This is a genomic window from Croceibacterium xixiisoli (assembly GCF_009827305.1).
GTDB lineage: Bacteria > Pseudomonadota > Alphaproteobacteria > Sphingomonadales > Sphingomonadaceae > Croceibacterium_C > Croceibacterium_C xixiisoli.
The window spans coordinates 1-26,127 of record NZ_WTYJ01000004.1; the positions used below are offsets into that span (position 1 = coordinate 1).

The following is a 26,127-nucleotide window of genomic DNA, read 5'->3' on the forward strand; positions in this document are numbered from 1 at the left end:
GTAGCTCGTCAGGCTCATAACCTGAAGGTCGTTGGTTCAAATCCAACCCCCGCAACCATCTACTACACATCGATACGCACTCACCCCGCAAGCCCAAGCTCGTGGGGCAAAACGCATTTGGGCTACCCAAACCGGTAATGGCTCGGCGAAACCCCTAGCAGGCGGCGGAACATCGTCGAGAAATTGCCCGGGCCTTCATATCCCAGATCAAACGCCACCGATGTCACCGCCTCCCCCGCTGCCAGCTTGGGCAGCGCGATCGACAGGCAAGCCTGCTGTTTCCATTCGCCGAAGCTCATCCCCGTCTCCCGCCGGAACAATCGGGTGAAACTGCGTCGGTTCATTACCAACCCATCGGCCCATTCTTCCGTGGTGGAGCCGATATCGGGGTGATCGATGAAGGCCTGGCAGCGTCGCGCCAGCGCGGCATGCGCAGGGAAGGGCACGGCCAGCGGGATCAGCGGCGCCCGGTTCACCTCCGCAATCAGCAGGTCCATCACCAGCCCGTCACGTCCACCCTCGTCATAGGCGACCGGAATCTCCGCCGCCGCGACCAGCAATTGCCGCAACAACGGCGACACGCCCACCACTTGGCACATGCTGCTGCTGCGGTCGGGGCAGGCGGCGGTCTCGATCAGCACGGTCCGCGTCTGCACCGTGCCGACCATGCGCACGGAATGCGGCGTGCCGCCGGGGATCCACACCGCCCGCTCCGACGGCGCGACCCAGGATCCATCGGGCGTGCTGACCGCCATCACGCCCCTGGCCGCGTAGAGGAACTGACTGCGGCGGTGCTGATGTGTGCTCACTTCGAAGAAGGACGGGAATTCCTCGCCCAGAGCCACTACCGGCCGGGCAACATCCTCACTCCGTTCCAGTGCGGCACTCATTATGTCCCACTATCAGAATTGAATGGCTCACTCAACGAAGCGGGGCATTTGCGCCGGGCCTACGGACAATCTGCCGGCCATGCCGAGTCGTCCCCTAAAAGGATCGCGGCCCTCCGGCGCAGACCAACATAAGCGAGCCCGACGTGAACCCAGTATCTGCGCAGCCGGTCGAATTTCCGGCCCCCTCCGTTTCCGTGCCATCCGATCATCAGCCGCAGGGGCTGGTGGTGCAGATTGTCGGCGCGGTGGCGCTTGTGCATCTGATGAACGATCTCATCCAGGCGGTCTTGCCGGCGATCTTCCCGATGCTGAAGGACACTTATCACCTGACCTTCGGTCAGATCGGTTGGGTGGCGCTGGTCTATCAGTTCACCGCCTCCCTGCTGCAGCCCTGGGTCGGGCTCTATACCGACAAGCGCCCGCTGCCCTATCTGCTGCCGCTGGGCATGGTCGCCACGCTGATCGGCATCGTGCTGCTGGCAATGGCCAGCAGCTACACCGGATTGCTGCTGTCGGCCGCTGTGGTCGGGATCGGGTCGGCGGCTTTCCATCCTGAAGCATCGCGGGTGGCACGCATGGCATCGGGAGGGCGGTTCGGTACGGCGCAATCGGCCTTCCAGGTCGGCGGCAACACCGGATCGGCCATCGGGCCGCTGTTTGCCTCCGCCATCATCCTGCCGTTCGGGCAGACGGCGGTCGGTTGGCTGGTGTTCGTCGCCATCGCTGCGATCTGGGTGCTGTTCTTCGTCACCCGCTGGCGGTTGCAGCATGCGCCCAGGCTGGTCGCCGCCGGAGCCGCGGCAACCACCTCTCCCTATAGCCAGGCGACCGTCATCCGCGCGCTCAGCGTCATTGCCGTGCTAATGTTCGCCAAATTCATCTATATCGGCGCCTTCACCAATTACTTCACCTTCTACCTGATCGAACGCTTCGATCTGACGGCGCGGGAATCGCAGTTCTATCTGTTCTGCTTCCTGGCGGCGGTGGCGGCCGGCACCTTTGCCGGTGGCCCGGTGGGGGACCGGATCGGGCGCAAGGCGGTGATCTGGATATCCTTCCTGGGGGTGGCGCCCTTTGCCCTGATGCTGCCGCATGCCAATCTGTTCTGGACGGCGGTGCTGGCCATCACCATCGGCCTGATCATGTCCTCCGCCTTTGCCGCGCTGGTGGTCTATGCGCAGGAAATCATTCCCGGCCGCGTGGGCATGGTTTCAGGCATGATGTTCGGGCTGATGTTTGGCATTGGTGGCATCGGTGCCGCCGGGCTGGGCAATCTGGCGGACGTCTATGGCATCGTCTGGGTCTATCAGATCTGTGCCTTCCTGCCGCTGCTGGGCCTGTTCACGGCCTTGCTGCCGTCACGACGGCGTTGATCGCAGGCTGTCCGCCAGCGCGGTGAAAATCCTTTCGTCGCGCGTCTGGGTGACGTTGAAGCGCATGAAGCCGGCGGCATTCTGGCTGGCGCTGAAGACATTGCCCGGTGCCAGCACGATATCGCGTTGCATGCAGAAACGCGCAATATCGGCGGAATCCTGCCCATCCGGCAGGCTGCACCAGAGGTAGAACCCGCCGCGCGGCATGACCGAGGGGGTGATGCCCAGCGTCGCCAGCCGTTCGGCGCATTCCTCCCGCGCATGGGTCAGCCGCTGGCGCAACTCGGCCATGTGCCTTCGGTATCCGCCGCCCGACAGAATGCCGGCAATCAGTTCGGTCGCCATCGGGCTTGGGCCGCCGAAATTGGTCGCCACCTGCAGATCCACCAGCCCTTCGATCCAATCGGCGCGCGCGGCGATATAGCCGCACCGGCTCGCGGCGGAGAGGGATTTGGAGAAGCTGCCCACGCGGATCACCCGTTCGAACCCGTCCAGCACGGCCAGCCGGGGCGAGGGGCTGGGTTCGAAATCGGTGAAGATATCGTCCTCGATGATGGTCAGATCATGCGCCGCTGCGGCGCTGAGCAGGCGGTGGGCGGTCTGGGGTGACAGGCTGGCCCCGGTCGGATTGTGGAGCGCCGAATTGGTGATGTAGAGCCGGGGGCGCTCTGCCGCGAGTGCAGCCTCGAACGCCATGATATCAGGGCCTTGGTGCGTATAAGGCACGCCGATGATGCGCACGTGATGGGCGCGGAGCAGGGCCTGGAAATTGAAATAGCCGGGATCATCGACCAGCACCGTATCGCCCGGGCGCAGCAGATAGCGGCAGACCAGGTCGACCGCCTGGGTGCCCGATCCGGCCAGCATGATCTGTTCGGGGCCGATATCCAGCCCTTCTTCGGCAAAGCGGCCGAGCAGATGGCGGCGCAGAACCTGCGATCCGCGCGTGCCGCCGTAATTGGCCAGCGTGTCATCCTCGGCACGCGCCAGCGCGCGCAGCCCCCGCCTGATCGCGCCCTGCGGCAGCCAGTCAGCGGGCAGCCAGCCGCAACCCGGCTTCAGCACAGCCGCATCGGTATCGAGCGATTGGCGCGAGACCCAGAACGGATCGATCGCCCGATCACGCCGGGGCTCCAGTTCCCCGATCGGGATCGGCGGCACGGCGGCGCCCGTCACATAGAAGCCCGAACCCCGACGTGCGCGGATCAGCCCTTCGGCCACCAGCCGGTCATAGGCTTCGACCACGGTGGAGGGGGACACGCCCATGCTGTCGGCAAAGCTCCGCACGGAGGGCAGGCGATCGCCGGGGCTGATCGCCCGGCTTGCCACTCGCTGGCGGATGGTCTGCATCAGATCTTCGGTGCGGGTGGTTTCGCGCAGCATCGGTGAGGCTCTTTGTATGGCTATTGGCACCCATACACTTATTTGATTTTGTATGGGAGTGTTTCTGGCCCGCTCCATCACGCCCGCCTAGGTCCGCGCTGGAAAGCGAGGAATTATGCGTGGCAATGCGGGCTGGGGCAGTGGGCTGCTCGGCGTGATGATCTTCAGTGGTTCGCTGCCGGCCACACGGGTGGCGGTGGTCGATCTGTCGCCGGTGTTTCTGACGGCGACCCGCGCCGTGATCGCGGCGGGGCTGGGCGCCTTGTTCCTGGCGGCGCTGCGGCAGCCGCGCCCGGCGCGCGGCGATCTGCTGTCGCTGGCGACCGTGTCGCTGGGGGTGGTGGTCGGGTTTCCGCTGCTGTCCGGGCTGGCACTGCAGCATATCACCTCTGCCCATTCGATCGTGTTCATCGGGCTGCTGCCGCTGGCGACGGCGATCTTTGGCGTGCTGCGCGGCGGGGAGCGGCCGCAGCCGGCGTTCTGGATCTTTTCGGTACTGGGCGCCGCCGCCGTGGCCGGCTTCGCGCTGGATCGCAGCGATGGCGGCGCGATCACCGGTGATCTGCTGATGGTGGCCGCCGTGCTGCTGTGCGGGCTTGGCTATGCGGAAGGTGCCGCCCTGTCCCGCCGGATCGGCGGATGGCAGGTGATCAGCTGGGCCTTGATCCTGCCGATGCCGTTGATGCTGGCGATTGCCGCTGCGACCATGCCGGGCAATTGGGGTGCGGTCGGCGCGTCGGCCTGGATCGGGCTGTTCTATGTCTCCGTTTTCTCGATGATGCTCGGCTTCGTGTTCTGGTATCGCGGGCTGGCACTGGGCGGGATTGCCAGTGTGGGGCAGCTGCAATTGCTGCAGCCCTTCATGGGGCTGGTCCTGGCCTGGAGCCTGCTGGGCGAACCCGTCGCCTGGACCATGGTCGCCTCCACACTGGTGGTGATCCTGTGCGTGGTCGGGGCCAAACGGTTCGCCTGACTGAAGGAGTATTGCCACAAAAGCGGAACATTCATCGGCTACCCGGCCTGCACAATGCGTAAACGCATGAAAAACATGTCTATTCGGGTATTCGCACAATGAAAAAAGCTGGTTTCGCCGCTCTCCTCCTGTCTGCGGCGGCCCTGCCGCTGGCGGGCGCCTCCGCTCAGGACACGGCCGAGGCTGTGTTCCAGCGCAACGCCCGTGGCGATATCACAGGCCCCGATGGCGCCCGCCGCGTGACCGGCGACATGAGCGGAACCTATCGCCAGATGGCGCAGCATGATGCCGAAACCCCGGTGCGCAATGTCATCCTGCTGATCGGCGATGGCATGGGCGATTCCGAAATCACCATCGCGCGCAATTATGCCGAAGGGGCCGGCGGTTACTTCAAGGGGATCGATGCCCTGCCGGTGACCGGCCAGTACACCCATTATTCGATCGACCGTGAAACCGGCCGCCCGGTCTATGTCACCGATTCCGCCGCATCGGCCACCTCCTTCGCCTCGGGCATCAAGACCTACAATGGCGCGATCGGGGTCGATATCCATGGCCGCCCGCATGATTCCGTCCTGACGCTGGCCCGCCGCGCCGGCCTTGCCACCGGCAATGTCTCCACCGCCGCGCTGCAGGATGCGACACCCGCCGCGCAGGTGGCGCATGTGTCCGATCGCGGCTGTGCCGGGCCGGACGAAACCGCGCGCAAATGCCCGGAAAATGCGCTGGAGCAGGGCGGCGCCGGCTCGATCGCCGAACAGCTGCTCACCACCCGCGCCGATGTGACGTTGGGCGGTGGTGCTGGCCCGTTCCGCCAGATGGCGCGTGCCGGGGAGTGGGCGGGCACGAGCCTGCTCGATCAGGCGGCCGCGCGCGGCTATAGCGTGGTCACCAGCGCGGCCGAGCTGGCCGGGGTGACGGCGGCGGACAATACCCGCCCGCTGCTGGGCCTGTTTGCCGAAGGGAACATGCCGGTGCGCTGGCTCGGCCCGAAGGCGACCCATCACGGCAATATCGATCTCGCCCCGGTCACCTGCACGCCGAACCCCGATCGCAAGGAGGATCAGCCCAATCTGGCCGCGCTGACCAGCAAGGCAATCGAGCTTCTGTCCGCCAATCCGAAGGGCTTTTTCCTGCAGGTCGAAGGGGCATCGATCGACAAGCAATCGCATGCCTACAACCCCTGCGGCCAGATCGGCGAAACGGTGGATCTGGATGAGGCGGTGCAGGTCGCGCTCGAATTCGCGCGCCGCGACGGCAATACGCTGGTGATCGTCACCGCCGACCACGCCCATGCCGGGCAGATCATCTATGCCGATGCCGCCGCGCCGGGACTGTCATCCGCACTGCGCACGCTGGAAGGGGAGGTGATGGCGGTCAGCTATGGCAATTCGGAAGGCAGCAGCGCCGGCCACACCGGCACCCAGTTGCGCGTCGCCGCCTTCGGCCCGCGTGCCTTCAATGTCGCCGGCCTGCTGGATCAGACCGATGTGTTCTACATCATGCGCGATGCGCTGGGCCTGACGCAGGAGGCTGCACCCGCCGCCGAATGATCGCCGGACGATATTGCAGGCTGGCGCGGTGTTGGGCATAGCTGCGCCGGTCTCGTTTTGTCGGTCTGCTCCCCGGTCCGGAAAGGTCTGCCTGCCATGCGCAATCGCCCGTTCCTGACCGCAGCCGTGCCGGGCGCCTGATCCATGCCCTCCTTCTTTCTCGCTATGCTTGCCGCCCTGCTGGCCACGCTCGGTGGGCGGGAAGCGGTGCAGGTCTCGCGTCTGTCCGGCGCCCTGGGGCAACCCCCGGCGCTGCTGGTGGCGATCTGGCTCAGCGCGCTGGTCAGTTCGGCTGCCATGGCCTGGGCCGGCACTTTCATTGCGCCGCTGCTGTTCCCGCAGGCCAAGCTGATGTTCGTTGCCTTCGCCCTGCTGCTGGGCGGGCTGGAAATCTGGTTCTTGCGCCCGCCGGCCAAACCGAAGGAGCCGACCCGCTCCTTCGGTGCGCATCTGATCGTGCTCACGGCAGCGCAGATGGGCGATGGCACGCGCTTCCTGGTCGCCGCCTTTGCCGTGGCGAGCGGCATGCCCTGGCTCGCCGCCGCCGGGGGCGTCATGGCCAGCGGCCTGGTGCTCACCGGCGCCTGGGCCATGGCGGAGGAATGGGAGGGGAAACTTCCGCTGGGCCTGCTGCGCGGCGTCATCGGCGGGCTGTTCGTGATCGCCGGGATCATTGCGGGCCTGAATGCGCGGGGCCTGCTCGGTTGAGCAGACGCTGATCGATACAGGCGATTACCATGCGTTGAAATCCGCATGAAACCGATCTCCAGCCTTGCCGTTAATCCTGCGAATGCCGGCCCGCCGGGCCCGCTGCAGGAGGAAAACCATGGCCAAATCTGGCGACAATTCGAACACCGCGCTGGTGGCAGCGCTGAACGGCGTGCTGGCCGATCATCTGGCGCTCTATCTCAAGACCAAGAATTTCCACTGGCATGTGGCCGGATCGCATTTTCGCGGGCTGCACCTGATGTTCGATGAACAGGCAACCCAGATCATCGGCGTGACCGACGCGATTGCGGAACGCGCGCGCAAGATCGGCGCCAACACGCTGACCTCGATCGGATCGGTGGCCGGCAACACCGTAATCGCCGATCAGGACAATGCCGAACTGACAGCCGATGCGATGGTCGCCGAACTGCGCGACGACAATGATACGCTGGTGGAACGCCTCAAGACGCTGAAACTCGCGTCCGACGAAGCGGGCGATTACCCGACCAACGGGCTGGTCGATGAATGGATCGATCAGGCGCAGGAACGGGCCTGGTTCCTGGCCCAGACGCTGAAGCAATGACCGAATACGGCGGGCCCGTGATGGCCCGCCATTTTCGCCCCATCGCGTTGACCCGTCGCTTTGACTCCCTCGCTCTGGCCGGCTTTTCGGGATAGGGTGGCCCATGTCCGATGTGAACATCATTGCCGGCGCCGATGACCATGCCATCGCCGGCTGGCTGGCCGATTGTCTGCAGACTGGGCTGATCCGCGCCGACGGTGCCGCCATCGCGATCAGCCTGCCCGGCGGATCGACGCCCTTTCCGATCCTTTCCGCGCTAGGGGCCGATGCGCTCGACTGGTCGCGCGTGACCGTCTGGCCGGGCGATGACCGGCTGGTTGCCGAAGAACACGCGGCCAGCAACACCGGCCGTATCCGCGCTATGATCGAACCGCTGGGCGCCAGGGTGCAGGCGCTGGATATGGCCCTGCCGCCCCCGCATTTTGCGCTGGTCTGGCTGGGCATGGGACAAGACGGTCACATCGCCTCCCTCTTCCCCAACACCGATCCGCAGGCCGATGATCCGCAACCGATCCGCCGGCTGACGCCCGATCCGCTGCCGCCGGAGGCGCCGTTCGACCGGGTGACGCTGACCATCCCGGCCTTGCTGAACAGCGATGCGCTGATGTTCGTGGTGCGCGGGGCGGCAAAACAGGCTGTGTTCGAACAGGCCATGGTTGGCGAACATGATCTGCCGATTGCCCGCCTGCTGCGCGCGGCGCATCAGCCGGTGACATGCTTCACCTGATCCTGCGCCTGCTGCCCGCGCGGCTGCATCACGCGGTATTGCGGATCGGCTATGCCGCGCGGCGCAGCATCCGGCGGCGGCTGAAGCTGCATCTCTCGGGCGTGTCGCTGATCGCCCATGACGGGGCGGGGCGCATCCTGCTGGTGCGGCACAGCTATGGCCCGGAACAATGGTGCTTCCCCGGCGGCGGGGTCGATCGCGGCGAAACCCCCGATCAGGCCGCCCGGCGCGAACTGGCCGAAGAACTGCACGGCACCGCTACCAGCCTGACCCTGTTGGCCACGCTGCAGGAAACCCTGGCCGGTGCGCCGCACACCGCGCATATCTATGCGCTGACGCTGGCCGAAGGCTGGCGCATCGACGGGCGCGAACTGGTGGAGGCGCGGTTCTTCGATCCCGACGATCTGCCGCAACGCCTGTCTTCCCCCACGCGGCGAAGGATTGCGCTGTGGCGGGATCGCGGAGCCGCAGCTTTGCAGGGCTGAGCGGATCAGCCTCACCAATGGCTTATCAAGCAGGGCGGCGCCTGATCTCGACCACTTCGGGCGATTGCGCGTCCATGAACATATAGGCGCGCCCGAGCAGGGCCTGCATGCCGAAGGCGTCGAAGACATTGCTGCCTTGCGGCGTGATCAGCACTTCGCTGGTGGCGAGCCCATCGAGGTGACGGGTTTCGATTTCCTGCCAATTCTGTTCGGCAATGTCGCGCAGCACCACATTGGTTGCCGGGCCATTGTAGGTCACCAGAATATTGCCATCATCCATCGGGTGCGGGGTCATGTCGGGATGGGCATGAAAAATGTCGGACAGCACGGAAAGGGCGAACTCTGCCGCTGCCGCATCGGAAAGGCCGTCATCCAGCACAACGCAGGTGCCGTTGGTGAAGACGGCAAGGTCACGCTTCTGATCGGTGTAATAGGCCATTCTTTCGACCACACGATCGATCGGCTGGCGGAATGACGGCTTCCATTTGGGCACCGGGGGGAAGGTCATTTCGGGCTCCCTGGCCTTGAGAACGGATGATCCGGCCAGCCAGAGCAAACCCAGCATGAGATGTCGCCGTCCGATCATGCGGCGAAGCTATGCCGCTTGATCCGCCGACGCAACGCGGGATCATCCGTTATCTGTTCTCAAGGCCGCTTGCTGATCCGCAGCACCGTCCCGCGCTCCTCATCGGTAATCACATAGAGCGATCCATCGGGCGCCACGCTGACCGCGCGCAGGCGTTGTTTCAGATCCTCGATCAGATGCTCCGCCACATTGGCCTTGCCGGCCGCATCCAAGGTGATCCGCATCAGCCCTTCGGTGAAGCTGGGCATGAACAGGCTGCCCTGCCAGGCGGGGAACATCGCCCCGTCATACCAGGCCAGATCGCCGGGATTCACCGAGGGCGGGCCGAAGGCGATCACCGGATCGGTCATCCCGGCGACCTCGCGGATGCCCTGCGCGGGCGTGCCGTCATAATGCTGGCCCTGGGTCACCGATATCCAGCCGTAATTCTGGCCCTTCTCGATAATGTTCAGCTCATCCCCGCCGCGCGGGCCGAACTCGCTTTCCCACAATTGCCCGGTTTGGGGATGGAAGGCGAGGCCGAGCGGATTGCGATGGCCCAGCGTCCAGATCTGCGGGTTCCAGCCCGGCTGACCGACGAAGGGATTGTCCGCTGGAATGCTGCCATCGGGATTGATCCGCAGGATCTTGCCGAAATCGCCATCGGGCTGCTGCGCCATTTCGCCGTAATTGCGATCGCCGACCGTGATGAACAGCTTGCCATCGGGCCCGAACAGGATGCGCCCGCCCCAGCTGCCCCAACCGGGCCCCTGACCGCAGCAACGCGCGGGCCAGGGTCGGGCGCCGAACCAGGCATCGGCGACGAAGATATCCTTCACATCGCTCAGTGCCATGCCGCCATCATAAATGGCGGACATAACCGCCACCGTGGTCTGGTCGTGGTTCTGCGGGTCCGGCTTGACGTAGGAGAGGTAGATGCGCCGGTTGTTGGCGAAATCCGGATCGATCGCAATGTCATAGAGCCCACCGATGGAGGTCGGGTTGATCGGCGGCAGCCCGGCAATCGCGACGGGATCGAGCGTGCCATTGCGGATGATCCGCAGGCGGCCCGACCGTTCGGTCACCAGCGTGGATCCATCGGGCAGGAAGGCCAGCGCCCAGGGGTGATCCAGCTGCCGGGTGATCACCTTCACATCGATCGGGCCGGCGCTGCTGTCATAGCGCCAGGGGCCGATCCCGAGCGCCACGGGCGGGCGCGGGCCATCCGGCGGCAGCGCGGCCGGCGCTGCAGTCGGTGCCGGGGCGGCGTCCTGCGCCGACGCGGGCAGGGCGAACAGGCCGGTGGTCAGCATGCCGCCGATCAGGGCGCGCCACGCGCTGTTGGCCCGTTCCCTCATGCCGGAACAACCTTCTGCTGGCGGGCATAGACCGGGTTCAGCAACAGCGTGCCGAACTGCTGCAGATAGCGGGCGCGTTCTTCGTGGGGCGGTTCATCAGGGATGGCGCGGGTCAGCGCTTCGCTGCGCGCGGCAATCCCCCCGGCAAATTCGGGATGGGTCAGGATATAGAGATCGCGCCGCTTCATCCCGGCCAGCACCCGCCGGCCGACTTCCTCCGCCGTCATGAACAGCGATTGGACTACCGGCGATTTGGGGGAAATCGGATCTTCGGTCACATGCTCGTTGCGCAGATGCGCGGGGCGCACCCGGTCCAGATTGGCGCCGATATCGGTTTGCACCGGGCCGGGGCAGAAGATCGACACATCCACGCCGGTTCCGTGCAGTTCCCCGGCCAGCGCCTCCATCATGCCGGTCACCGCGAATTTCGCCGCGCAATAGGATGCCGCACCATCGACGGCGGTCAGCCCGGCGGTGGAGGATGTCACCACCAGATGGCCGCTGAGCCCGCGATCCAGCAGGCGCGGCAGCACGGTCATCAGCCCGTTCAGCACGCCGCCGAAATTGACCCCCATGGAAAAATCCCAATCCTTGTAGGTCATGTCGCGCATCATCCCGGTCAGCCCGATACCGGCATTGCCGACCAGCACCTGCACCGGGCCCAGTTCGCGTTCCACCAGGTCCACCGCCGCCACCCAGGCGGCGCGGTCGGTTACGTCGAGCAGCACGGGCAGCACTCTCAGCCCCGCTTCGGCCAATTCCGCCGTGGTTGCCGCCAGCGCATCCCCGCGCATATCGGCAATCGCCACGATCATCCCGTCGCGGGCAAAGGCTTCGGCCATGCCGCGCCCCATGCCGCTGGCTCCGCCGGTAATCAGGGCGACCTGCCCGCCGAGATGTTTGGTCATTGTGTGCTGCGCTCCCATCGCCATGCGTGATCTCATGGATCGTGGCGATTGTGCCTGACGGGGGCTGCGACGCGCGGACTAAACGGCAGCGTCAATGTGAGGCAGGGGAAAAATAAAGTGCCTCTGGGAAAAAGATTTCATTTACCTATAAAATATTTGTATTAGATAAAGTGCAAATTCCCAATTATTTCATTGTTCTTTCTCGATTTGAGTCCAAGGCGTATGCGGCGCAGAAGACATGCGGATATCGAAAATGGATTTAAGTGAGAAAAGCAGGCTCAAACATGACCCGCATCCACAGGCATATTCATGATCCAGTTTTTCCGGAAGGCGTAGCCAAAGCGCGAAAATCCGTTTTGGTCGACTTTGATGGTGAGTGCCTAGAAGTGCGCTATTATCGCACGCTCTGGCATCGTCTTCATGATGATGCCAACGCAGTCAAGCGGCGACAGACATCTGCGTTAATCGTGAGGCATGGTCAACATGTTGGGAGCTTGGAATTTACCGAATATCAAGTGGCCACCTTCACAGATTCCAGAGAATTTTTCATGGAAATGGATAACCATTCGCAAGCGGCGTATGGTCTAGCTCGAGTTATTTGCGAAAGCTGGAATGATGTAAATGAAATATCTAACTACGGTGATATCGTGGAAATGAATCGTGCTTGGATGTCGTTAAGGTTTTATAAAAGAGGATGCTTTTCTGCTGCTGCAAATGCGTTAATCGATAAACTTTTTGATGGTGGGGGTATTTTTATTTTGAAGGCATTTCCTCTAGAATATGAAGGTGATGTCACAAAGGAGAATGCTAAAACGTTTCTTCGGCGTCAGAGTGCTATGAAGCGTCATTACAAGAGGGTGTTCGGCGTTGCATCTTTTCCAGGAATGCATGGTGGCGATGGATGGATGTATTCCATGCCTAAGAGATTGATAGGATTTGTCCCAAATCCATCAGAAGGAAATAATTTCGATTACGATTCAATTTTATTTGGGTAATAGCAAAAATAGGGATTGCTTCTTCTAGGATGTTGTTTCCAACAAAACCTGCTCCCGCTCCTTCTGCCGCATCTTCTCCGCCCGGTAATCCCTTGGCGTCAGGCCGTAATGTTCCACAAAGCGGCGGGCGAAATAGGATGAATCCGAAAACCCCCAATTGTATGCCAGCGTGGTGATGGAGCCATAGCTGGCTTCGGGCAGCGCCAGCATGATCGCGCATTCTTCCAGTCGGCGGCGCAGGATGAAGCGGCGCAGGGTTTCGCCGCCGCCTGGCTGGTCCTGCCCTTCGGCAAAGATCAGCCGCAGATAGCGGGGCGAAATGCCGAACTGGCTGGCGATGCTGGCCGGGGAAAGGTTGGGATCGTCCAGATTGGCCTCCACATGGGCGCGGATCTTGCCCGCCCAGGCGGCCATGGTCGAAATGCTGGTCCGGCAATCGCCCGCTTCCTCGATCGATGCGGCCAGCAGGTCGATCAGCCCCAGGAACACCGGATAGGAAAAATAGCGCATCCGGTGTTCGGCAAACAGCCGGTCCATCGCCAGCATCGATGCATGCAGCACCTGGTTGATGCCCAATGTCCCATCCATCGGGCGCAGCACGATGTCGCGATAGGCGGGCAGCCGGGCCATCACCAGCGATGCCGGAAATCCCACGGCAATGGTCCTGACCGCCGCGCGGGATTTGAAGCGGAACAGCGTCGCCTCATCATACAGGATCAGGCTGTTTTCCCCGGCGATGCGGGTTTCGCCATTGCTGTAGATTTCGCCCGATCCGCTCAATTGCAGGCACAGATGGATGAAGCCGCGGCAATTGCGCGTGTGTTCCTTGCCGCGAAAGGCGTTGAGGGCGGAGGAATCGACCTGGCTGTAGGTGAAACGCTGGAATGATCCCTGGATCATCGACGATCGGAAATCATCCTCCCCTTCCGGAGAAAAGGCGATCGGCGATGTCGTTTTGGCGACAACATCCTCCCAATAGCGCAGACGTTGTTCTGCGCCGACCTGGCTGACATTGAATTGCCTGAAGGCGTCGGCTTCCACCTACTCCCTCTCCTCTCGGCCTCATTCTATATTTTTATGCCTTTGTGTTAGGCTTTGCCCAGGGCCGCTGCAAGCAATTGGTTGCCGGCTGCAAGCTGTTGCTTGGCAGGGGACGAGAAGGGGCCGGACTGATCCTGCCCCTTCCCGAAATGGGTCAGAACTTCAGCGATCCGGTCAGGCCGATGCGCCGGCGGGCGCCGGTCACGCCGGTGTTGGATGCCATACCGGGCGGCAGGGCGGCACCCAGAATCGAGATGTCGAAATAAGTCGAATAATATTTCTCATCGAACAGATTGTTCGCGAAGACGCCCAGAGAGACATTGCCGATCTCATATTTGATCGACGCATTGGTGATGTAATAGGCATCCATGAAAACCGGGCCGATCTGCGAATAGCTGAAACCGGGGCGGTCCCCCTTGCCGGCCAGATTGGCATCCAGCTTCAGCGTGCCATTGCCGAGCGGGATTTCGTAATTCGACCCGACGAAGAAGGTCCAGTCCGGGGTGTAGAGCAGCCGATTGGTGGGCAGGGCAAAGCCGGTGACCGCGATGAAGCCGTCCTGATTGGTCGTGCGGGCATGCAGCAGGCCGACATTGCCATAGATCTGCCACTCCGGGTTGACTTGCCAGGTCGCCTCTATCTCCGCGCCATAGCTTTCCACGTCGCCGGTGTTCAGCATCACGGCAATCGCCGCCGAACTGTTGGTCGATGGCACGATCGCGTTGACGCCGATGTAGTCCGAATAATCATTGTAGAACACGTCCGCCGCGACCGAGAGCGCCCCGTCGAAGGCGGAGAATTTCGTGCCCAGCTCATAGGTCCAGACCGAGTCATTGCCATAGATCAGATTGGGCGAACCCGGCGGGTTCTGCCCGCCGCCACGCACCCCGCGCGCGACCGAGGCATAGGTCATGAAATCGGGCGTCCAGTGCATGGTGACCGATGCGCGCGGCTGCAGCTCGTTCACCTTGTAGGCGGCGGTGGTGAAGGCACTGGTGGAGGTCAGCGCCTGTTCGTCATACCGTGCGCCGACCGCGATCTCCAACTGGTCGGTCGGGTTCCAGAACACATTGGCGAACACCGCCTGGTTGCGATTGCTGGTTTCGGCGCGGCCCGGTGCCAGCAGATTCTCGGGCACGATGAAGGTGTTGGTTTCGGTGTGGTCGTTATATTTGGTGTAGAAAATGCCCACCAGGGTGGAGAGGCTGTCGCTCAGCCGCGTTTCCAGCCGCGCCTCCGCACTATAGGTGTCCAGCTTGCCGAAATCGTTCGATCTGATGAAGTCGGTCGGGCCCAGATCGACATCCCACACCACTTCGCGTTTGCGGTGAACATAGGAACCGATCAGCGTCAGCTTGCTGTCGATACTGCCGATATCGAATTCGCCCTTGCCGTTGATCCCGGTGTAGCGATCCAGGCCATAGCTATCGAGGTTCTGTTCCGACGTGTAATCATAGTCGGTCGGGCCGGAGATCTGGTTGTAGGGGAAATAGCCGCCGCGAACATTGTCATGGAACATGCCCAGCGTCAGCTTCGCATCGGGCGAAAGCAGGAAATCCAGCCGCCCCCTGACCGAAAACTGGCGCGATGAATTAAGATGATTGCCGGTCATCAGATTGGTGATGAAGCCGTCTTCGCGGTGATAGGCGCCCGAAACCCGAAACCGCACGACATCGGGCACGATCGCGCCGGAAAGCGATCCGGCGAGGGAGGCGAAATCATCGGCCCAGGCATAGCTGCCATTGACCTGGCCCGACAGATCATTGGTCGGATCCTTGGTGACGATATTGACCGCGCCGCCCAGCGTGTTGTTGCCGAACAGCGTACCCTGCGGGCCGCGCAGCACCTCCACCCGTTCGACATCCATCAGCGGGCTGTTGAAGAACGATGTCGCCGGCAGGAAAATGCCGTCGACGAAGATCCCCACGCCCGGCTGGACCGAATCCGCCAACGTGGTGCCGATCCCGCGCATCGACACAAAGGATCGCGTCGGCGTGTCGGAATCGATGGTCAGATTGGGCGCCAGCCTGGCAACGTCGCGCACATTGGTTGCCTGCACCGCATCCAGCAGATCGTCGCTGACGGCGGTCACCGACACCGGAATATCTTCCAGCCGTTCCTCGCGCCGGCGGGCGGTGACGATGATGCCGCTGCCGCTGGCCTCTTCGGCCTGCACCGGCTCCGGCGCAGCGCCGCCGGCCTGTTGCGCCAGCACGGGCTGGGCCCATCCGGCCAGGGTTGCGCCGGTCAGGGCCGAGCCGGCCAGAATCCAACGATGAAGTCTTGCTCGCCGCACGTCCGTTCTCCCATGTCACGGGGTCTTTGCCCCGCATTTCTTTTTTGAACCTCCCGCCAGCGTGTCAGCGAAACCAGCGGTGGTCCGGTGCCTGTTTCATGGCCCATGCCGGGGCCACAGGATATGACCAACCGGTAGAACCGATCTTGCCAAAGCGGCAGACGGGCCCGGAAAGCCTGCCTCCAATGCTGACTGGTCCGAACGCCTGTGCCGCTTGGTCCGCGTGCCATTCTGCCGATGCGGCAGTCTTGCCCATAGCCGGCCGCGATCCCGACAGGCCGGACATTCATGGGAGACGCCAGCGTGGCACAGGCCAACAGCATCACATTGTTCGATCTTCAATTCGCCAGCGGCTGCACCACCAGCCCCTATGTCTGGCGGACCAAATATGCGCTGAAGCACAAGGGCTTCGATATCGATCTGGTCGATGGCGGCTTCACCGATATCCTGGCCCGCACCGGCGGTCGGTCGGATCGGTTGCCGGTGATCGTCGATGGCGATCGCTGGGTGCTCGACAGCTTCGTGATCGCCGAATATCTCGATGAAACCTATCCGGACCGGCCGCTGCTGTTCCCGCACAAGCCCTACAAGCCGGCGATGGGTTTCATCGATGCCTGGATCTGGAACACGGTGATCGGCGCCTGGTTCGACAATTACATTGCCGATTACCATGATCTGTCGCGACCGGACGATCAGCCCTATGTCCGCGAAACCCGCACCCGCTTCGTCGCCGCGCCCACGCTGGAGGCGGCGCAGGCCGGGCGCGAGGATCGCCTGCCGCAGATGCCCGCGCGGCTCAATCCGCTGCGCAAGCTGCTGCGCGAAACGCCATGGATCGGCGGCGATGCCCCGGATTATTGGGATTACTCGGCGCTGGCGATTTTCCTGTGGCTGGCATCGCTTGCCACAACCCCGCCGCTGACCGATGATGATCCGATGCGCGACTGGCTCGATCGCGGCTTCGATCTGTTCGACGGACTTGGCCGCCATCCCGGCCTGCACAGCCTGTTCGGCCTGCAATTGAAGCCGGGTGATCCCGAACCGTTCGATCGCGGGGGAATGGGGCAGGCAGTCACCCCGAAAAACGTGGGGCCGGGCGCACCGGTACAACCACAGTGATGGCTGCGGGGGGAAGAATGCCGGTGACCAGAAAAGTGCCCAGCATAAGGTATGAATTCCGGCTGCTCCTCCTGCTCAGCCTCACAAATGGGGTCGTCGCGCTCGAACGGTTGAGCGCCAGCTTCCTCTCGCCGTTTCTGGTGGCTGATTTCGGTCTGACCAACACGCAGCTGGGCCTGCTGGCGGCGGCGCTATCCGGTGCGGTGGCGGTCAGTGCCACGCTGTTCGGTTCCTTCGCCGACCGCGACGGGCGGAAGAAATCCATCCTGCTGATCGCCACCATCGGTTTCTCTCTGATTGCCGGCCTGCCTGCGCTGGTGACCGGCTTCATCGGCCTGCTGTTCGTGCGGATGCTGCTGGGCATTGCCGAAGGACCGGTGGTGCCGCTGTCGCAATCCATGATGGCGCAGGTGTCCGATCCGCGCCGGCGCGGGCTCAACATGGGGCTGCTGCAGATGGCCGGCGCCTATCTGATCGGGGGCATGGCCGGGCCGGTGCTGGCGACTTACATTGCCACCGATCACGGCTGGCGCATGGCCTTCACCGCCTCGGTCATTCCGGGGCTGGTGATGGCGCTGGCGCTCTGGCTGTTCGTCAAGCCGGATGATCGGGGCAAGGTGGCGGTCATGCCAGATCAGCCGAAACCGCCGCATGCGCCGATGCTCAGCCTGCTGAAAATCCGCAATATCCGCCTGTGCGTCATCATCGCCGGATTGTTCGCCGCCTGGGCCACGGTGCAGAATGTGTTCCTGCCGGTCTATCTGGTCAGCGAACGCGGCATGTCCCCCACCACCATGGGCTGGGTGATCGCGGCGGGCGGCCTGGCCGGGCTGCTGGGCGGTTTCGGCGTGCCTGCCCTGTCAGACTGGGTCGGGCGCAAGCCGGTGATGGTGGTCTGCGGCGCGCTGATGCTGTTCGCCCCGGCGGCGATCCTGTGGCTGCCGGCCAATCCCGTGGCCATGAGCCTGGCGGTGCTGATCGGCTGGCTGGTGATGGGGATGGCGCCGATGTATATCGGCGTGATCCCGACCGAAAGCGTCCCCCCGCATCTGACCGCCAGCGCCATAGGCCTGGCCACGGCGGCGGGCGAAGTGTTCGGCGGGGTGCTGGCGCCCTTCGGGGCCGGCGCCCTGGCCGACAGCCAAGGGCTGAGCGCCCCCTTCCTGCTGTGCCTGGGGCTGGCAGCCGCCTGCGCGATGGCGACGCTGTTCCTGCAGGAAAGCGCGCCACGGCTGGTGGATCGCGACCGGGTGTAGGTCAGAACAGCGCCAGCTGCGCGTTCTGCGGGGCGCTGGCCTCTTCCGCGGCTGCCTGCTTCCCCTCCAGCCCGCTCAGCGTCACCCCCATCAGCCGGATCGGCATGGGCAGGGGCAGTTGCTCTTCCAGCAGGGCATGAGCGATGCGGGTGAATTCCGCCCTGTCCGCCACCACACGGGGCAGGGACCGGGCGCGGGTGGTGATCTGGAAATCATTGTATTTCATCTTCAGCGTTACCGTGCGTCCGCGCGTCTCCGCCTCCTCGATCCGGCGCCAGACGATGTCGATGATATTGTCCAGCGCCTCTCGCAGCTTGGCCCCGCTCGACAGATCTTCCCCGAATGTGCGCTCCCCGCCCAGCGATTTGCGGATGCGGTTGGCGCGCACCGGGCGCAGATCGATGCCGCGCACCGCGCGATAGAGATAATCGGCGAAGCTGCCGAAATGCTGGCGCAGCCAGGCGATATCCTTGGCCGCCAGATCGGCCCCGGTCTCTATGCCGAGCCGTGCCATCTTCTCCGCCCCGCGCGGGCCGACCCCGTGGAAGCGGCGGATCGGCAGGCCCCGGGCAAAGGCGGCCCCTTCGCCGGGGCGGATCACGCACAGCCCATCCGGCTTGTTCTGGTCGCTCGCCAGCTTGGCCAGGAACTTGTTGTAGCTGACACCCGCGCTGGCGGTCAGCTGCGTATCTTCGCGGATGCGCTGGCGGATCAGTTGGGCGATGCGCGTGGCCGAACCGATGCCGCGCAGATCGTCGGTCACATCCAGATAGGCTTCGTCCAGGCTCAGCGGTTCGACATGCGGGGTGTAATCGCGAAAAATCGCCCGGATCTGCTGCGACACCCCGCGATAGACGTCAAACCGGGGGCGGCAGAAAATCAGATCGGGACATTTCCGCCGCGCGGTGACCGATGGCATGGCCGATCGCACGCCGAATTTGCGCGCTTCATAGCTCGCCGCCGCCACCACGCCGCGCCCGCCCGCGCCGCCCACCGCCACCGGCAGGCCGCGCAGATCGGGGTTGTCGCGCTGTTCCACGCTGGCGAAGAAAGCGTCCATATCGACATGGATGATCTTGCGCAGCCCCTCAGCCTCTTCCGTATCGTCAGGCAAGGGCGCAGGGTCGGCCATGAACACAGGTTAGAGCAGGCGGCTTGACGATAGAAGCCCGTGCTTGCATCCCCCACTGACTTGCATGTCAGCGCCTTGGCGGAAAGCTCTATGCCGCACTGCAACATATCGCTAGGGGCGGCCCATGAATGTAACACCTGCAACCTCCGTGCATGACAAGACCATCGGCCGCCGCGAATTGGTGGTGATGGTGGCTTTGTTGATGAGTCTCAACGCTTTCGCCATTGATGGCATGCTGCCGGCGCTGGAACAGATCGCGCTGGAACTGGGTGCACGCGACGGGAATCAGCGGCAGCTGGTGATCGCGGTGTTCCTGCTGGCCAACGGCCTGGGCTGCTTGCTGCCGGGATCCCTGGCCGATCGCTTCGGTCGTCGGCCGATGCTGCTGCTGTCGCTGGGCGCCTATGCGGTGCTGTCGACGATGGTGGCGTTCAGCCAGTCTTTCAACACCATGCTGGTGCTGCGCGGCTTGCAGGGTGTGCTCACCGCCGGCCTGATGGTGGTGCCGACCGCGATCATCCGCGATCAATATTCGGGGGACCGGATGGCTCGCTTGATGAGCCTGGTGAGCGCGGTGTTCATCACCGTGCCGGTCATCGCGCCCAGCCTGGGGCAATTGGTGCTGATGTTTGCCGGCTGGCGCTGGATCTTCCTGCTGCTGTCGATCCTGGCGTTGCTGGCCGGGGTGTGGGTGTGGGTGCGCCTGCCCGAAACGCTGCATCCCGAATTCCGGCAGAAGCTGGATGTGCCGGTGATTGTGGTGAACATGTGGGGCAGCCTCTTCAACCGCGCCTCGATCGGCTATGTGCTGGGCACGGCGCTGCTGATCGGTTCGGTGTTTGGCTATGTGAACAGCGCGCAGCAGCTGCTGGGCGAACATTTCGCCGTGGGGGCGTGGTTCCCGGTGGTGTTCGGCGGCACGGCGGCGATGATGGCGGTGTCCAACATCGTCAATTCTCGGATCGTGGAACGCTTCGGCGCGCGCCGTGTCAGCCACGCCGGGGTGCTGATGTTCATCCTCGTCAGCGCGGCGCAGGTCTGGGCCGCGCATTATCAGGGTGACAATCTGCTGCTGTTCCTGCCGCTGATGGCCACAAATCTGATGCTGCTCGGCTTCCTGGGCGCCAACTTCGGCTCCATCGCGATGCAGCCCTTCGCCAAGACGGCGGGCGCGGCCAGCAGCATGCAGACCTTCATCCGCATGTTCGGCGCGGCGGTCGTGGGCCTGATCATCGGCCAGGCCTATGACGGCACGGCGCGCCCCTTCGCCCATGCGCTGCTGATCTGCAGCACGCTGGCGCTGGTGTTCGTGCTGTTCAGTGAAAAGGGCATCCTGTTCCGCCGCCTGCATCCGCCCCAGCCCAAGGGCTGAGGCGGGACGCCCGCCACGTCGCCATTCCCGCGCGTTGCGCTGACTGGATTCCCGCCTGCGCGGGAATGACGATAGTAGGTGGTTGTTTTAATTCGTCATTCCCGCGAAGGCGGGAATCCAGCAGCAAGCTTTCGGCAAGCTGGAACCCGCAACAACGCCGCTCGCGCCGAACCTAATCCGCCAGCGCCTCCGCGCGCTGTTCGATGCGGATCAGCAGCGCATCAACCTGCACCTGCTGCCCCTCGATGGCGCTGAGTTCGGCCACCACGCCGTCAAACGGTGCGGTCAGGCTGTGTTCCATCTTCATCGCTTCCAGCGTCAGCAGCTTCTGCCCCTTCAGCACGCTGTCCCCGGCCGCCACCGCCACCGCGATCACACGGCCGGGCATGGGGGCGGTGATGGCACCGCTGGCGGCATCGCTGCCGCTGCTGCTGCCAGTGTTGCGCGGGGTCTGGAACAACAGCGGTTGGCCGTCTCGCAAGGCGATCAGCCCATCGCTGACGGGGATCAGATAGGGATGATCATCGGCCACATCGATCGCACTGAGATCGATCTGCCGATGGTGGGCCCCCTGCTGCAGCGTGACGAACAACCGGCGCGGGCCATTGGCGCGAAATCCGTCCAGCGCGGTCCAGGGCCCGGGCAGGGTATTGCTCTGCGCCGGCATGGATTGCAGCCACAATTGCTGCGCCGCCGCCTGCCAATCCGCTTCCTGCGGAGACGGGGGCAGGGTCAGCGTATCGACATGTTCGGCGATATGCCCGGTGGTCACGCCGCCTTCGGCAAACCCCGTATCGCGCAGGCATGCCAGCAGGAAGGCGGCATTGGTCTTCACGGGCCACACGACGCTGGTTGCCAGCTGTTCGGCCAGCGTTGCAATCGCTTCCTCCCGGGTGTCGCCATGGGCCACCAGCTTGGCGATCATGGGATCGTAGAAGGGCGAGATTTCGTCGCCATCCTCCACCCCGGTTTCAACCCTGATGCCATAGCCATCGGCAAAACTGGCCAGTTCCAGCAGGCCCGTGGACGGCAGAAACCCCCGCGCCGGATCTTCGGCATAAAGCCGCGCCTCCATCGCCCAGCCGTTGATCGACAGATCCTCCTGCGCCAGCGGCAGGGGCTCCCCGCTCGCCACGCGCAATTGCCATTCGACCAGATCGACGCCGGTGATCTCTTCCGTCACCGGATGTTCCACCTGCAGGCGGGTGTTCATTTCCATGAACCAGATGCGATCGGCGGAAAGGGCGCCCTGGCTCGCATCGGCGATGAATTCCACCGTGCCCGCGCCGACATAATCCACCGCCTTGGCCGCGCGCACGGCGGCGGCGCAGATCGCGGCGCGCGTCTCCTCATCCATGCCAGGGGCGGGCGCTTCCTCGATCACTTTCTGGTGGCGCCGCTGCAGCGAACAATCGCGTTCGAACAGATGGACGACGTTGCCATGGCTGTCGCCGAACACCTGCACCTCTATATGGCGCGGGCTGGTGATCCATTTTTCCAGGATCACGGCATCATTGCCGAAACTGGCCTGCGCCTCCCGTCGGCAAGACAGCAGCGCCTCGGCAAAATCCTCCGACGCATCGACCCGGCGCATGCCCTTGCCACCGCCGCCGGCGACCGCCTTGATCAGCACCGGCCAGCCGATCGCCTGCGCCTCGGAAAACAGCCGTTCGGGCGATTGATCTTCTCCCAGATAGCCCGGCGTCACCGGCACGCCGGCCGCCTGCATCAGCGCCTTGGCCGCATCCTTCAGCCCCATGGCGGTGATCGCGGCGGGCGGCGGGCCGACCCAGATCAGCCCGGCATCGATCACCGCCTGGGCAAAACCGGCATTTTCGGACAGGAAGCCATAACCGGGGTGGATCGCCTCGGCCCCGGTCGCCTTCGCGGCGGCGATGATCCGGTCCCCCTGCAGATAGCTTTCAGCGGCTGGAGGCGGGCCGATTGCCACCGCCTCATCCGCTTCGCGCACATGCATCGCGCCGGCGTCCGCTTCGGAATGGACGGCAATCGTCCGTATGCCCATTGATCGCGCCGTGCGGATGATCCGGCAGGCGATTTCCCCGCGATTGGCGATCAACAGGCTGCGGATCATTCCAGTTCCTCATCCGGCAGGGGGGTCATGGGGACGGGCGGGATCGGCCCGGTCATGCGCACCGCGATCAAAATCTGTCCACGGGTCAGCGGAGGCCATTCCTCCAGTGCAGGCTGGCTGCGCAGGGCCTGGCCCAGGGCGCGTGTCACCTGGGTCAGCTTGCCCAGCGGGGACAGGCGGATGCGCTTGTCCCACGCCTTTTCACCGCGCTGGATCACTTTCTGCCCGGTCGCGGCGAAGATGTTGGCGATCGACAGCACGGCCCAGCGCTGGCGGAAACTCAGCCCGGTCGTGACCTGCCGGCCGGCGGCGGCATAGATATCGGCCAGCGCGATCAGTTGCACCGCAATCTGCGCCAACTGGCCACGCCATACCGGGTCCAGCGGGCGCTGCGCCGGAATGCCGGCCTCCGCCAGCCAATGGACCGGCAAATGGCACCGCCCCAACGCGTCATCGCGCGCCAGATCGCGGGCAATGTCGATCAGGCGGAAGGCGATGCCCATATCGCAGGCGCGATCCAGCGCATCATTGTCATCGCGATCCACGCGCATGATGCGCGCCATCATGACCCCGGCTGCGCCAGCCGTGTGATAGCAATAGCGCAGCAGATCGTCCTGATCGCGCGGCTGCCAGCGGTCCGCATCCAGCGCAAAACCTTCGATTACATCGTCGGCCAGCTGTTCGTCCAGCCCGGCTTCCATCGATACCTGGCCAAACGCGTCAAAGGCGACATCGGCGGTCGGCTGCCCGTCCAGCGCGCGCAGTGAAAGGACACGGATCGCCTCGATCCGGTCGTGCGGATCGCTTTCGTCCGCCATGGTGCTGCCCATGCCCCGGCCGCCGGCAATATCGTTGCAGCGGCGGCGCCAGGCGAACAGCAGCCAGGCGCGTTCGCGCGTTTCCTTGTCGAACAGCTTGCTGGCCAGCGCGTGGCTGGCCGATCCAGTGTTGATGCTTTCGCGCGCCTGTTCGACCAGCGAAGGGCGCGGGCGCCCACCACCGATCTGGCGCGGCGTCGTGCGCAATATGCGCGAAGGCGCGAGCAGGCGTGGGCGACGGGCCATCAGCGGCAGAACTCCATAACTCTATTGCAGGCCGCAGGGCCCGGCCTGTCAAGCCGGACACGATATATTTGTTCCGCGTTACAAATCTTTGGCGGACAGCTGGAAAATGGTGCGATGCGGCTGATAGGCGGTCATCCGGTTCAGCAGGCCGGGCAGATGATCATCGCTGATCAATATCCCGCGGTGCATCTCGCGCACGAAACCGGCCTCTGCCATCTGTCGGTTGAAGGCCAGCAAACCATCGTAGAAACCAAAGGCATTCAGCAGCCCCACGGGCTTGGCGTGATATCCCAGCTGCGCCCAGCTGACCGCTTCCCACAATTCGTCCATGGTGCCGACCCCGCCGGGCAGGGTCACGAACCCGTCCGAAAGATCGGTAAAGGCCTGCTTGCGCTGGTGCATGGTCTGCACCACCTCCAGCCGGGTACAGTCGCGATTGGCCACTTCGCCGCTCACCAGCGCCTCGGTGATCACGCCGATTACTTCTCCGCCAGCTTCCAGCGCGCCGGTCGCCAGCGCGCCCATCAGCCCCAGCCGGCCGCCGCCATAAACCACGCCGATCCCGCGCTGCGCCAGCTCTGCCCCTACTTCGCGCGCCAGCGCGATATAGCGCGGGTCGGGCGGGGTTGCGGATCCGCAATAGACAGCCAGCCTTTTCATTGGGTCAGTTCCTCCAGCATCAATCCGGCCGCTGCGCCTGCACCATGGAGCACGGCAGAAAGCCCGGCCCCGGGCCAGGTGCCGGCACCGACCAGATGGAAATTGCCGATCACCGCGTCGCGATTGCGCGGGCGCAGGCCGCCACTCTGCATCAGGCGCGGCTCGATGCTGAAGGCGCTGCCCAGATGGGTGCCCAGATCCTGCGCCAGATCGGGCGGGGCATAATGGAACCGGTGGATCACCCGGTCATGAATATCGGGGATCAGCCGCCGCCCGACCTCGTCGATCAGTCGCTGTTCCAGCAAGGGGCCGATCTGCCGCCAGTCGATCGGCAGTCTGCCCAGATTGGCGACCGGCATCACCGCCTGGAACGTGCTGCGGCCCGTGGGCGCCAGGCCCGGATCGGTCACCGTGGGATGATGCAGGAAAATCAGCTGGTCCTGCGGCAGCACGCCGATGTTGAAGATATCGTTCATCAATTCGGCAAAGCGCGGGCCGAACAGCACCATATGCTGGGGAATGCCGGGCCAGCTGCCTTCCAGCGCAAAATGCACGCTGAACAATCCGGGGCCGAAGGGTTTGCGCGCCAGGGCACGCCCTTGCCGCCGCCCGCGCTGCGTATGCCCCAAGAGATCGCGATAGCTGTGCACGATGTCCGCATTGCTGGCCACGCTATCGAAATCCGCCTGCCAGCCGCTGCGCGTGGTTACCCCGGTGGCGCGGTTGCCCAGTATCTCCACCCGCGCGACCGGATCGCCCAGCCGGATCGTGCCGCCCAGCCGTTCGAACTGCCGCGCCATGCCGGCGGCCAGCCGGCTGGTTCCGCCGCGAATGCACCAGCAGGTGCCGGTCGGGCGGATCAGATCGCCGGGCATGGACAGGCTGCTGGCCGCCATCGGATTGCCACCGCGCATCAGCACCTGCACGCTTAGCGCCTCCCGCAGCCGCGTGCTGGTGATGAAGCGGCTGACCGTGTCATGGACGGATCGCCAGGCCTGCAGCCGCAGCATGGCGGGCAGCGCCCTGGCCATGCTTCCGGCATCGGGGGCGGGGGCATTGACGGCGCCGGGCAATTGATGGCGGGCATGGGCCAGATGGCGCAGCAGCGCATCATATCCGGCAATATCGGCCGGGGCGAAGCGGGCCATTTCCCGCCGCAGCTCGGCCGCATCGCCATGCAAGTCGAAATGCGAACCATCGGGCCAACTGAACCGGATGCCGGTGGCGACCGGCAGCAATTCGACATCGTCGGCCAGATCATGCCCAGTCAGCGCCCACAATTCGCGCAGCGCCGCCGGATCGGCGATCAGCCCCGGACCGGCATCGAAGATGAAACCGTCTTGGCGCCATTGCTGAGCCTGGCCGCCCGGCTCCGCCCGCGCCTCGATCAGCGTGGTGGCCAGACCGGCCGCCTGCAGGCGGATCGCCAGCGCCAGCCCGCCGAAGCCCGCGCCGATCACGCAGGCATTCCTGCCGGCCAGCTGGCTGTGCATGGCGATGGTTGATGCGGTCCTTCCGGTCATCACATGCGATCTAGCCTAAGTCGGCGCACGTGCAATCCAGCTTGGCGCATAAGCCCACAACTCTGCTGACA

The 26,127-nt window shown here is 64.2% G+C and carries 23 protein-coding genes; 11 read left to right on the forward strand and 12 right to left on the reverse strand.

What is annotated here, in order from left to right; all coding sequences use genetic code 11:
- Positions 1-122: 122 nt before the first annotated feature.
- Complete coding sequence (locus GRI97_RS15970; protein ID WP_161392231.1) at positions 123-890, reverse strand: AraC family transcriptional regulator; 768 nt, start codon at positions 888-890, stop codon at positions 123-125.
- Between the two features lie 143 nt (positions 891-1,033).
- On the opposite strand from GRI97_RS15970, the gene GRI97_RS15975 reads away from it, so the two are divergent.
- On the forward strand, positions 1,034-2,263 hold the full coding sequence (locus tag GRI97_RS15975; RefSeq protein ID WP_328598580.1) for an MFS transporter: 1,230 nt from the start codon (positions 1,034-1,036) through the stop codon (positions 2,261-2,263).
- Here GRI97_RS15975 and GRI97_RS15980 read toward each other — a convergent pair.
- Positions 2,249-3,646: an aminotransferase-like domain-containing protein gene (locus GRI97_RS15980; protein ID WP_202392813.1), complete on the reverse strand. Its 1,398-nt coding sequence runs from the start codon at positions 3,644-3,646 to the stop codon at positions 2,249-2,251. The genes GRI97_RS15975 and GRI97_RS15980 overlap by 15 nt on opposite strands.
- A gap of 115 nt (positions 3,647-3,761) precedes the next feature.
- On the opposite strand from GRI97_RS15980, the gene GRI97_RS15985 reads away from it, so the two are divergent.
- From GRI97_RS15985 to GRI97_RS16010, 6 genes are all read left to right on the forward strand, one after another.
- Positions 3,762-4,619: a DMT family transporter gene (locus GRI97_RS15985; RefSeq protein WP_202392814.1), complete on the forward strand. Its 858-nt coding sequence runs from the start codon at positions 3,762-3,764 to the stop codon at positions 4,617-4,619.
- 98 nt (positions 4,620-4,717) lie between these two features.
- Positions 4,718-6,169, forward strand: a complete 1,452-nt coding sequence (phoA, locus tag GRI97_RS15990; protein WP_161392232.1) for an alkaline phosphatase — start codon at positions 4,718-4,720, stop codon at positions 6,167-6,169.
- Positions 6,170-6,334: 165 nt separating this feature from the next.
- Positions 6,335-6,877: a TMEM165/GDT1 family protein gene (locus GRI97_RS15995; RefSeq protein ID WP_235917902.1), complete on the forward strand. Its 543-nt coding sequence runs from the start codon at positions 6,335-6,337 to the stop codon at positions 6,875-6,877.
- 118 nt (positions 6,878-6,995) lie between these two features.
- A complete protein-coding gene (locus GRI97_RS16000; RefSeq protein ID WP_161392234.1) occupies positions 6,996-7,460 on the forward strand; it encodes a Dps family protein in 465 nt (154 codons plus the stop codon).
- 103 nt (positions 7,461-7,563) lie between these two features.
- Positions 7,564-8,187 carry a 6-phosphogluconolactonase gene (locus GRI97_RS16005; protein WP_161392235.1) on the forward strand — a complete coding sequence of 208 codons (624 nt, stop codon included), beginning with the start codon at positions 7,564-7,566 and terminating at the stop codon, positions 8,185-8,187.
- Positions 8,175-8,672, forward strand: coding sequence for an NUDIX domain-containing protein (locus tag GRI97_RS16010; RefSeq protein WP_161392236.1), 498 nt, complete (start codon positions 8,175-8,177; stop codon positions 8,670-8,672). The genes GRI97_RS16005 and GRI97_RS16010 overlap by 13 nt, the downstream gene beginning before the upstream one ends.
- Before the next feature lie 25 nt (positions 8,673-8,697).
- Here the strand turns inward: GRI97_RS16010 and GRI97_RS16015 are convergent, their stop codons facing one another.
- From GRI97_RS16015 to GRI97_RS16025, 3 genes are all read right to left on the reverse strand, one after another.
- Entirely contained in the window at positions 8,698-9,237 is a 540-nt protein-coding gene (locus GRI97_RS16015; RefSeq protein ID WP_161392237.1) for a hypothetical protein, read from the reverse strand.
- Positions 9,238-9,317: 80 nt separating this feature from the next.
- Entirely contained in the window at positions 9,318-10,595 is a 1,278-nt protein-coding gene (locus tag GRI97_RS16020; RefSeq protein ID WP_161392238.1) for a PQQ-dependent sugar dehydrogenase, read from the reverse strand.
- Positions 10,592-11,503 carry an SDR family oxidoreductase gene (locus GRI97_RS16025; RefSeq protein ID WP_161392239.1) on the reverse strand — a complete coding sequence of 304 codons (912 nt, stop codon included), beginning with the start codon at positions 11,501-11,503 and terminating at the stop codon, positions 10,592-10,594. The genes GRI97_RS16020 and GRI97_RS16025 overlap by 4 nt, the downstream gene beginning before the upstream one ends.
- 284 nt (positions 11,504-11,787) lie before the next feature.
- Here GRI97_RS16025 and GRI97_RS16030 point away from each other — a divergent pair, with 284 nt between their 5' ends.
- Entirely contained in the window at positions 11,788-12,498 is a 711-nt protein-coding gene (locus tag GRI97_RS16030; protein WP_161392240.1) for a hypothetical protein, read from the forward strand.
- Between the two features lie 24 nt (positions 12,499-12,522).
- Here the strand turns inward: GRI97_RS16030 and GRI97_RS16035 are convergent, their stop codons facing one another.
- Together GRI97_RS16035 and GRI97_RS16040 are read right to left on the reverse strand one after the other, a co-directional pair.
- Positions 12,523-13,539, reverse strand: coding sequence for a helix-turn-helix domain-containing protein (locus GRI97_RS16035; RefSeq protein WP_161392241.1), 1,017 nt, complete (start codon positions 13,537-13,539; stop codon positions 12,523-12,525).
- A 154-nt stretch (positions 13,540-13,693) separates the two neighbouring features.
- The gene (locus GRI97_RS16040) at positions 13,694-15,835 is read right to left on the reverse strand and encodes a TonB-dependent receptor (RefSeq protein WP_161392242.1); all 2,142 of its coding nucleotides are present in this window, start codon (positions 15,833-15,835) and stop codon (positions 13,694-13,696) included.
- 288 nt (positions 15,836-16,123) lie between these two features.
- Here GRI97_RS16040 and GRI97_RS16045 point away from each other — a divergent pair, with 288 nt between their 5' ends.
- Together GRI97_RS16045 and GRI97_RS16050 are read left to right on the forward strand one after the other, a co-directional pair.
- Entirely contained in the window at positions 16,124-16,954 is an 831-nt protein-coding gene (locus tag GRI97_RS16045) for a glutathione S-transferase N-terminal domain-containing protein (RefSeq protein ID WP_202392815.1), read from the forward strand.
- A gap of 23 nt (positions 16,955-16,977) precedes the next feature.
- On the forward strand, positions 16,978-18,210 hold the full coding sequence (locus tag GRI97_RS16050; protein ID WP_328598581.1) for an MFS transporter: 1,233 nt from the start codon (positions 16,978-16,980) through the stop codon (positions 18,208-18,210).
- A gap of 1 nt (position 18,211) precedes the next feature.
- Here the strand turns inward: GRI97_RS16050 and dinB are convergent, their stop codons facing one another.
- Complete coding sequence (gene dinB / locus GRI97_RS16055) at positions 18,212-19,342, reverse strand: DNA polymerase IV (RefSeq protein ID WP_161392244.1); 1,131 nt, start codon at positions 19,340-19,342, stop codon at positions 18,212-18,214.
- A 124-nt stretch (positions 19,343-19,466) separates the two neighbouring features.
- On the opposite strand from dinB, the gene GRI97_RS16060 reads away from it, so the two are divergent.
- Positions 19,467-20,714, forward strand: coding sequence for a multidrug effflux MFS transporter (locus tag GRI97_RS16060; protein ID WP_161392245.1), 1,248 nt, complete (start codon positions 19,467-19,469; stop codon positions 20,712-20,714).
- A gap of 172 nt (positions 20,715-20,886) precedes the next feature.
- Here GRI97_RS16060 and GRI97_RS16065 read toward each other — a convergent pair whose 3' ends face one another.
- The 4 genes from GRI97_RS16065 to crtI form a co-directional block, all read right to left on the reverse strand.
- On the reverse strand, positions 20,887-22,809 hold the full coding sequence (locus tag GRI97_RS16065) for an acetyl/propionyl/methylcrotonyl-CoA carboxylase subunit alpha (protein ID WP_161392246.1): 1,923 nt from the start codon (positions 22,807-22,809) through the stop codon (positions 20,887-20,889).
- Positions 22,806-23,873 carry a phytoene/squalene synthase family protein gene (locus GRI97_RS16070; RefSeq protein ID WP_161392247.1) on the reverse strand — a complete coding sequence of 356 codons (1,068 nt, stop codon included), beginning with the start codon at positions 23,871-23,873 and terminating at the stop codon, positions 22,806-22,808. The genes GRI97_RS16065 and GRI97_RS16070 overlap by 4 nt, the downstream gene beginning before the upstream one ends.
- Positions 23,874-23,951: 78 nt before the next feature.
- Entirely contained in the window at positions 23,952-24,533 is a 582-nt protein-coding gene (locus GRI97_RS16075; protein ID WP_161392248.1) for an LOG family protein, read from the reverse strand.
- Complete coding sequence (gene crtI / locus GRI97_RS16080; RefSeq protein WP_235917904.1) at positions 24,530-26,056, reverse strand: phytoene desaturase family protein; 1,527 nt, start codon at positions 26,054-26,056, stop codon at positions 24,530-24,532. Before crtI ends, GRI97_RS16075 begins: the two co-directional genes overlap by 4 nt.
- Positions 26,057-26,127: the final 71 nt, after the last annotated feature.

Coding starts and splice junctions, on each gene's coding strand:
- phoA (WP_161392232.1), top strand. CDS start 4,718: ATGAAAAAAGCTGGTTTCGCCGCTCTCCTCCTGTCTGCGGCGGCCCTG.
- GRI97_RS16015 (WP_161392237.1), bottom strand. CDS start 9,237: ATGCTGGGTTTGCTCTGGCTGGCCGGATCATCCGTTCTCAAGGCCAGG.
- crtI (WP_235917904.1), bottom strand. CDS start 26,056: ATGACCGGAAGGACCGCATCAACCATCGCCATGCACAGCCAGCTGGCC.
- GRI97_RS16045 (WP_202392815.1), top strand. CDS start 16,124: ATGGGAGACGCCAGCGTGGCACAGGCCAACAGCATCACATTGTTCGAT.
- GRI97_RS16005 (WP_161392235.1), top strand. CDS start 7,564: ATGTCCGATGTGAACATCATTGCCGGCGCCGATGACCATGCCATCGCC.
- GRI97_RS16075 (WP_161392248.1), bottom strand. CDS start 24,533: ATGAAAAGGCTGGCTGTCTATTGCGGATCCGCAACCCCGCCCGACCCG.
- GRI97_RS15985 (WP_202392814.1), top strand. CDS start 3,762: ATGCGTGGCAATGCGGGCTGGGGCAGTGGGCTGCTCGGCGTGATGATC.
- GRI97_RS16060 (WP_161392245.1), top strand. CDS start 19,467: ATGAATGTAACACCTGCAACCTCCGTGCATGACAAGACCATCGGCCGC.
- GRI97_RS16070 (WP_161392247.1), bottom strand. CDS start 23,873: ATGGCCCGTCGCCCACGCCTGCTCGCGCCTTCGCGCATATTGCGCACG.
- GRI97_RS16065 (WP_161392246.1), bottom strand. CDS start 22,809: ATGATCCGCAGCCTGTTGATCGCCAATCGCGGGGAAATCGCCTGCCGG.
- GRI97_RS15995 (WP_235917902.1), top strand. CDS start 6,335: ATGCTTGCCGCCCTGCTGGCCACGCTCGGTGGGCGGGAAGCGGTGCAG.
- GRI97_RS16025 (WP_161392239.1), bottom strand. CDS start 11,503: ATGACCAAACATCTCGGCGGGCAGGTCGCCCTGATTACCGGCGGAGCC.
- GRI97_RS16010 (WP_161392236.1), top strand. CDS start 8,175: ATGCTTCACCTGATCCTGCGCCTGCTGCCCGCGCGGCTGCATCACGCG.
- dinB (WP_161392244.1), bottom strand. CDS start 19,342: ATGGCCGACCCTGCGCCCTTGCCTGACGATACGGAAGAGGCTGAGGGG.
- GRI97_RS16020 (WP_161392238.1), bottom strand. CDS start 10,595: ATGAGGGAACGGGCCAACAGCGCGTGGCGCGCCCTGATCGGCGGCATG.
- GRI97_RS16030 (WP_161392240.1), top strand. CDS start 11,788: ATGACCCGCATCCACAGGCATATTCATGATCCAGTTTTTCCGGAAGGC.
- GRI97_RS16000 (WP_161392234.1), top strand. CDS start 6,996: ATGGCCAAATCTGGCGACAATTCGAACACCGCGCTGGTGGCAGCGCTG.
- GRI97_RS15970 (WP_161392231.1), bottom strand. CDS start 890: ATGAGTGCCGCACTGGAACGGAGTGAGGATGTTGCCCGGCCGGTAGTG.
- GRI97_RS15980 (WP_202392813.1), bottom strand. CDS start 3,646: ATGCTGCGCGAAACCACCCGCACCGAAGATCTGATGCAGACCATCCGC.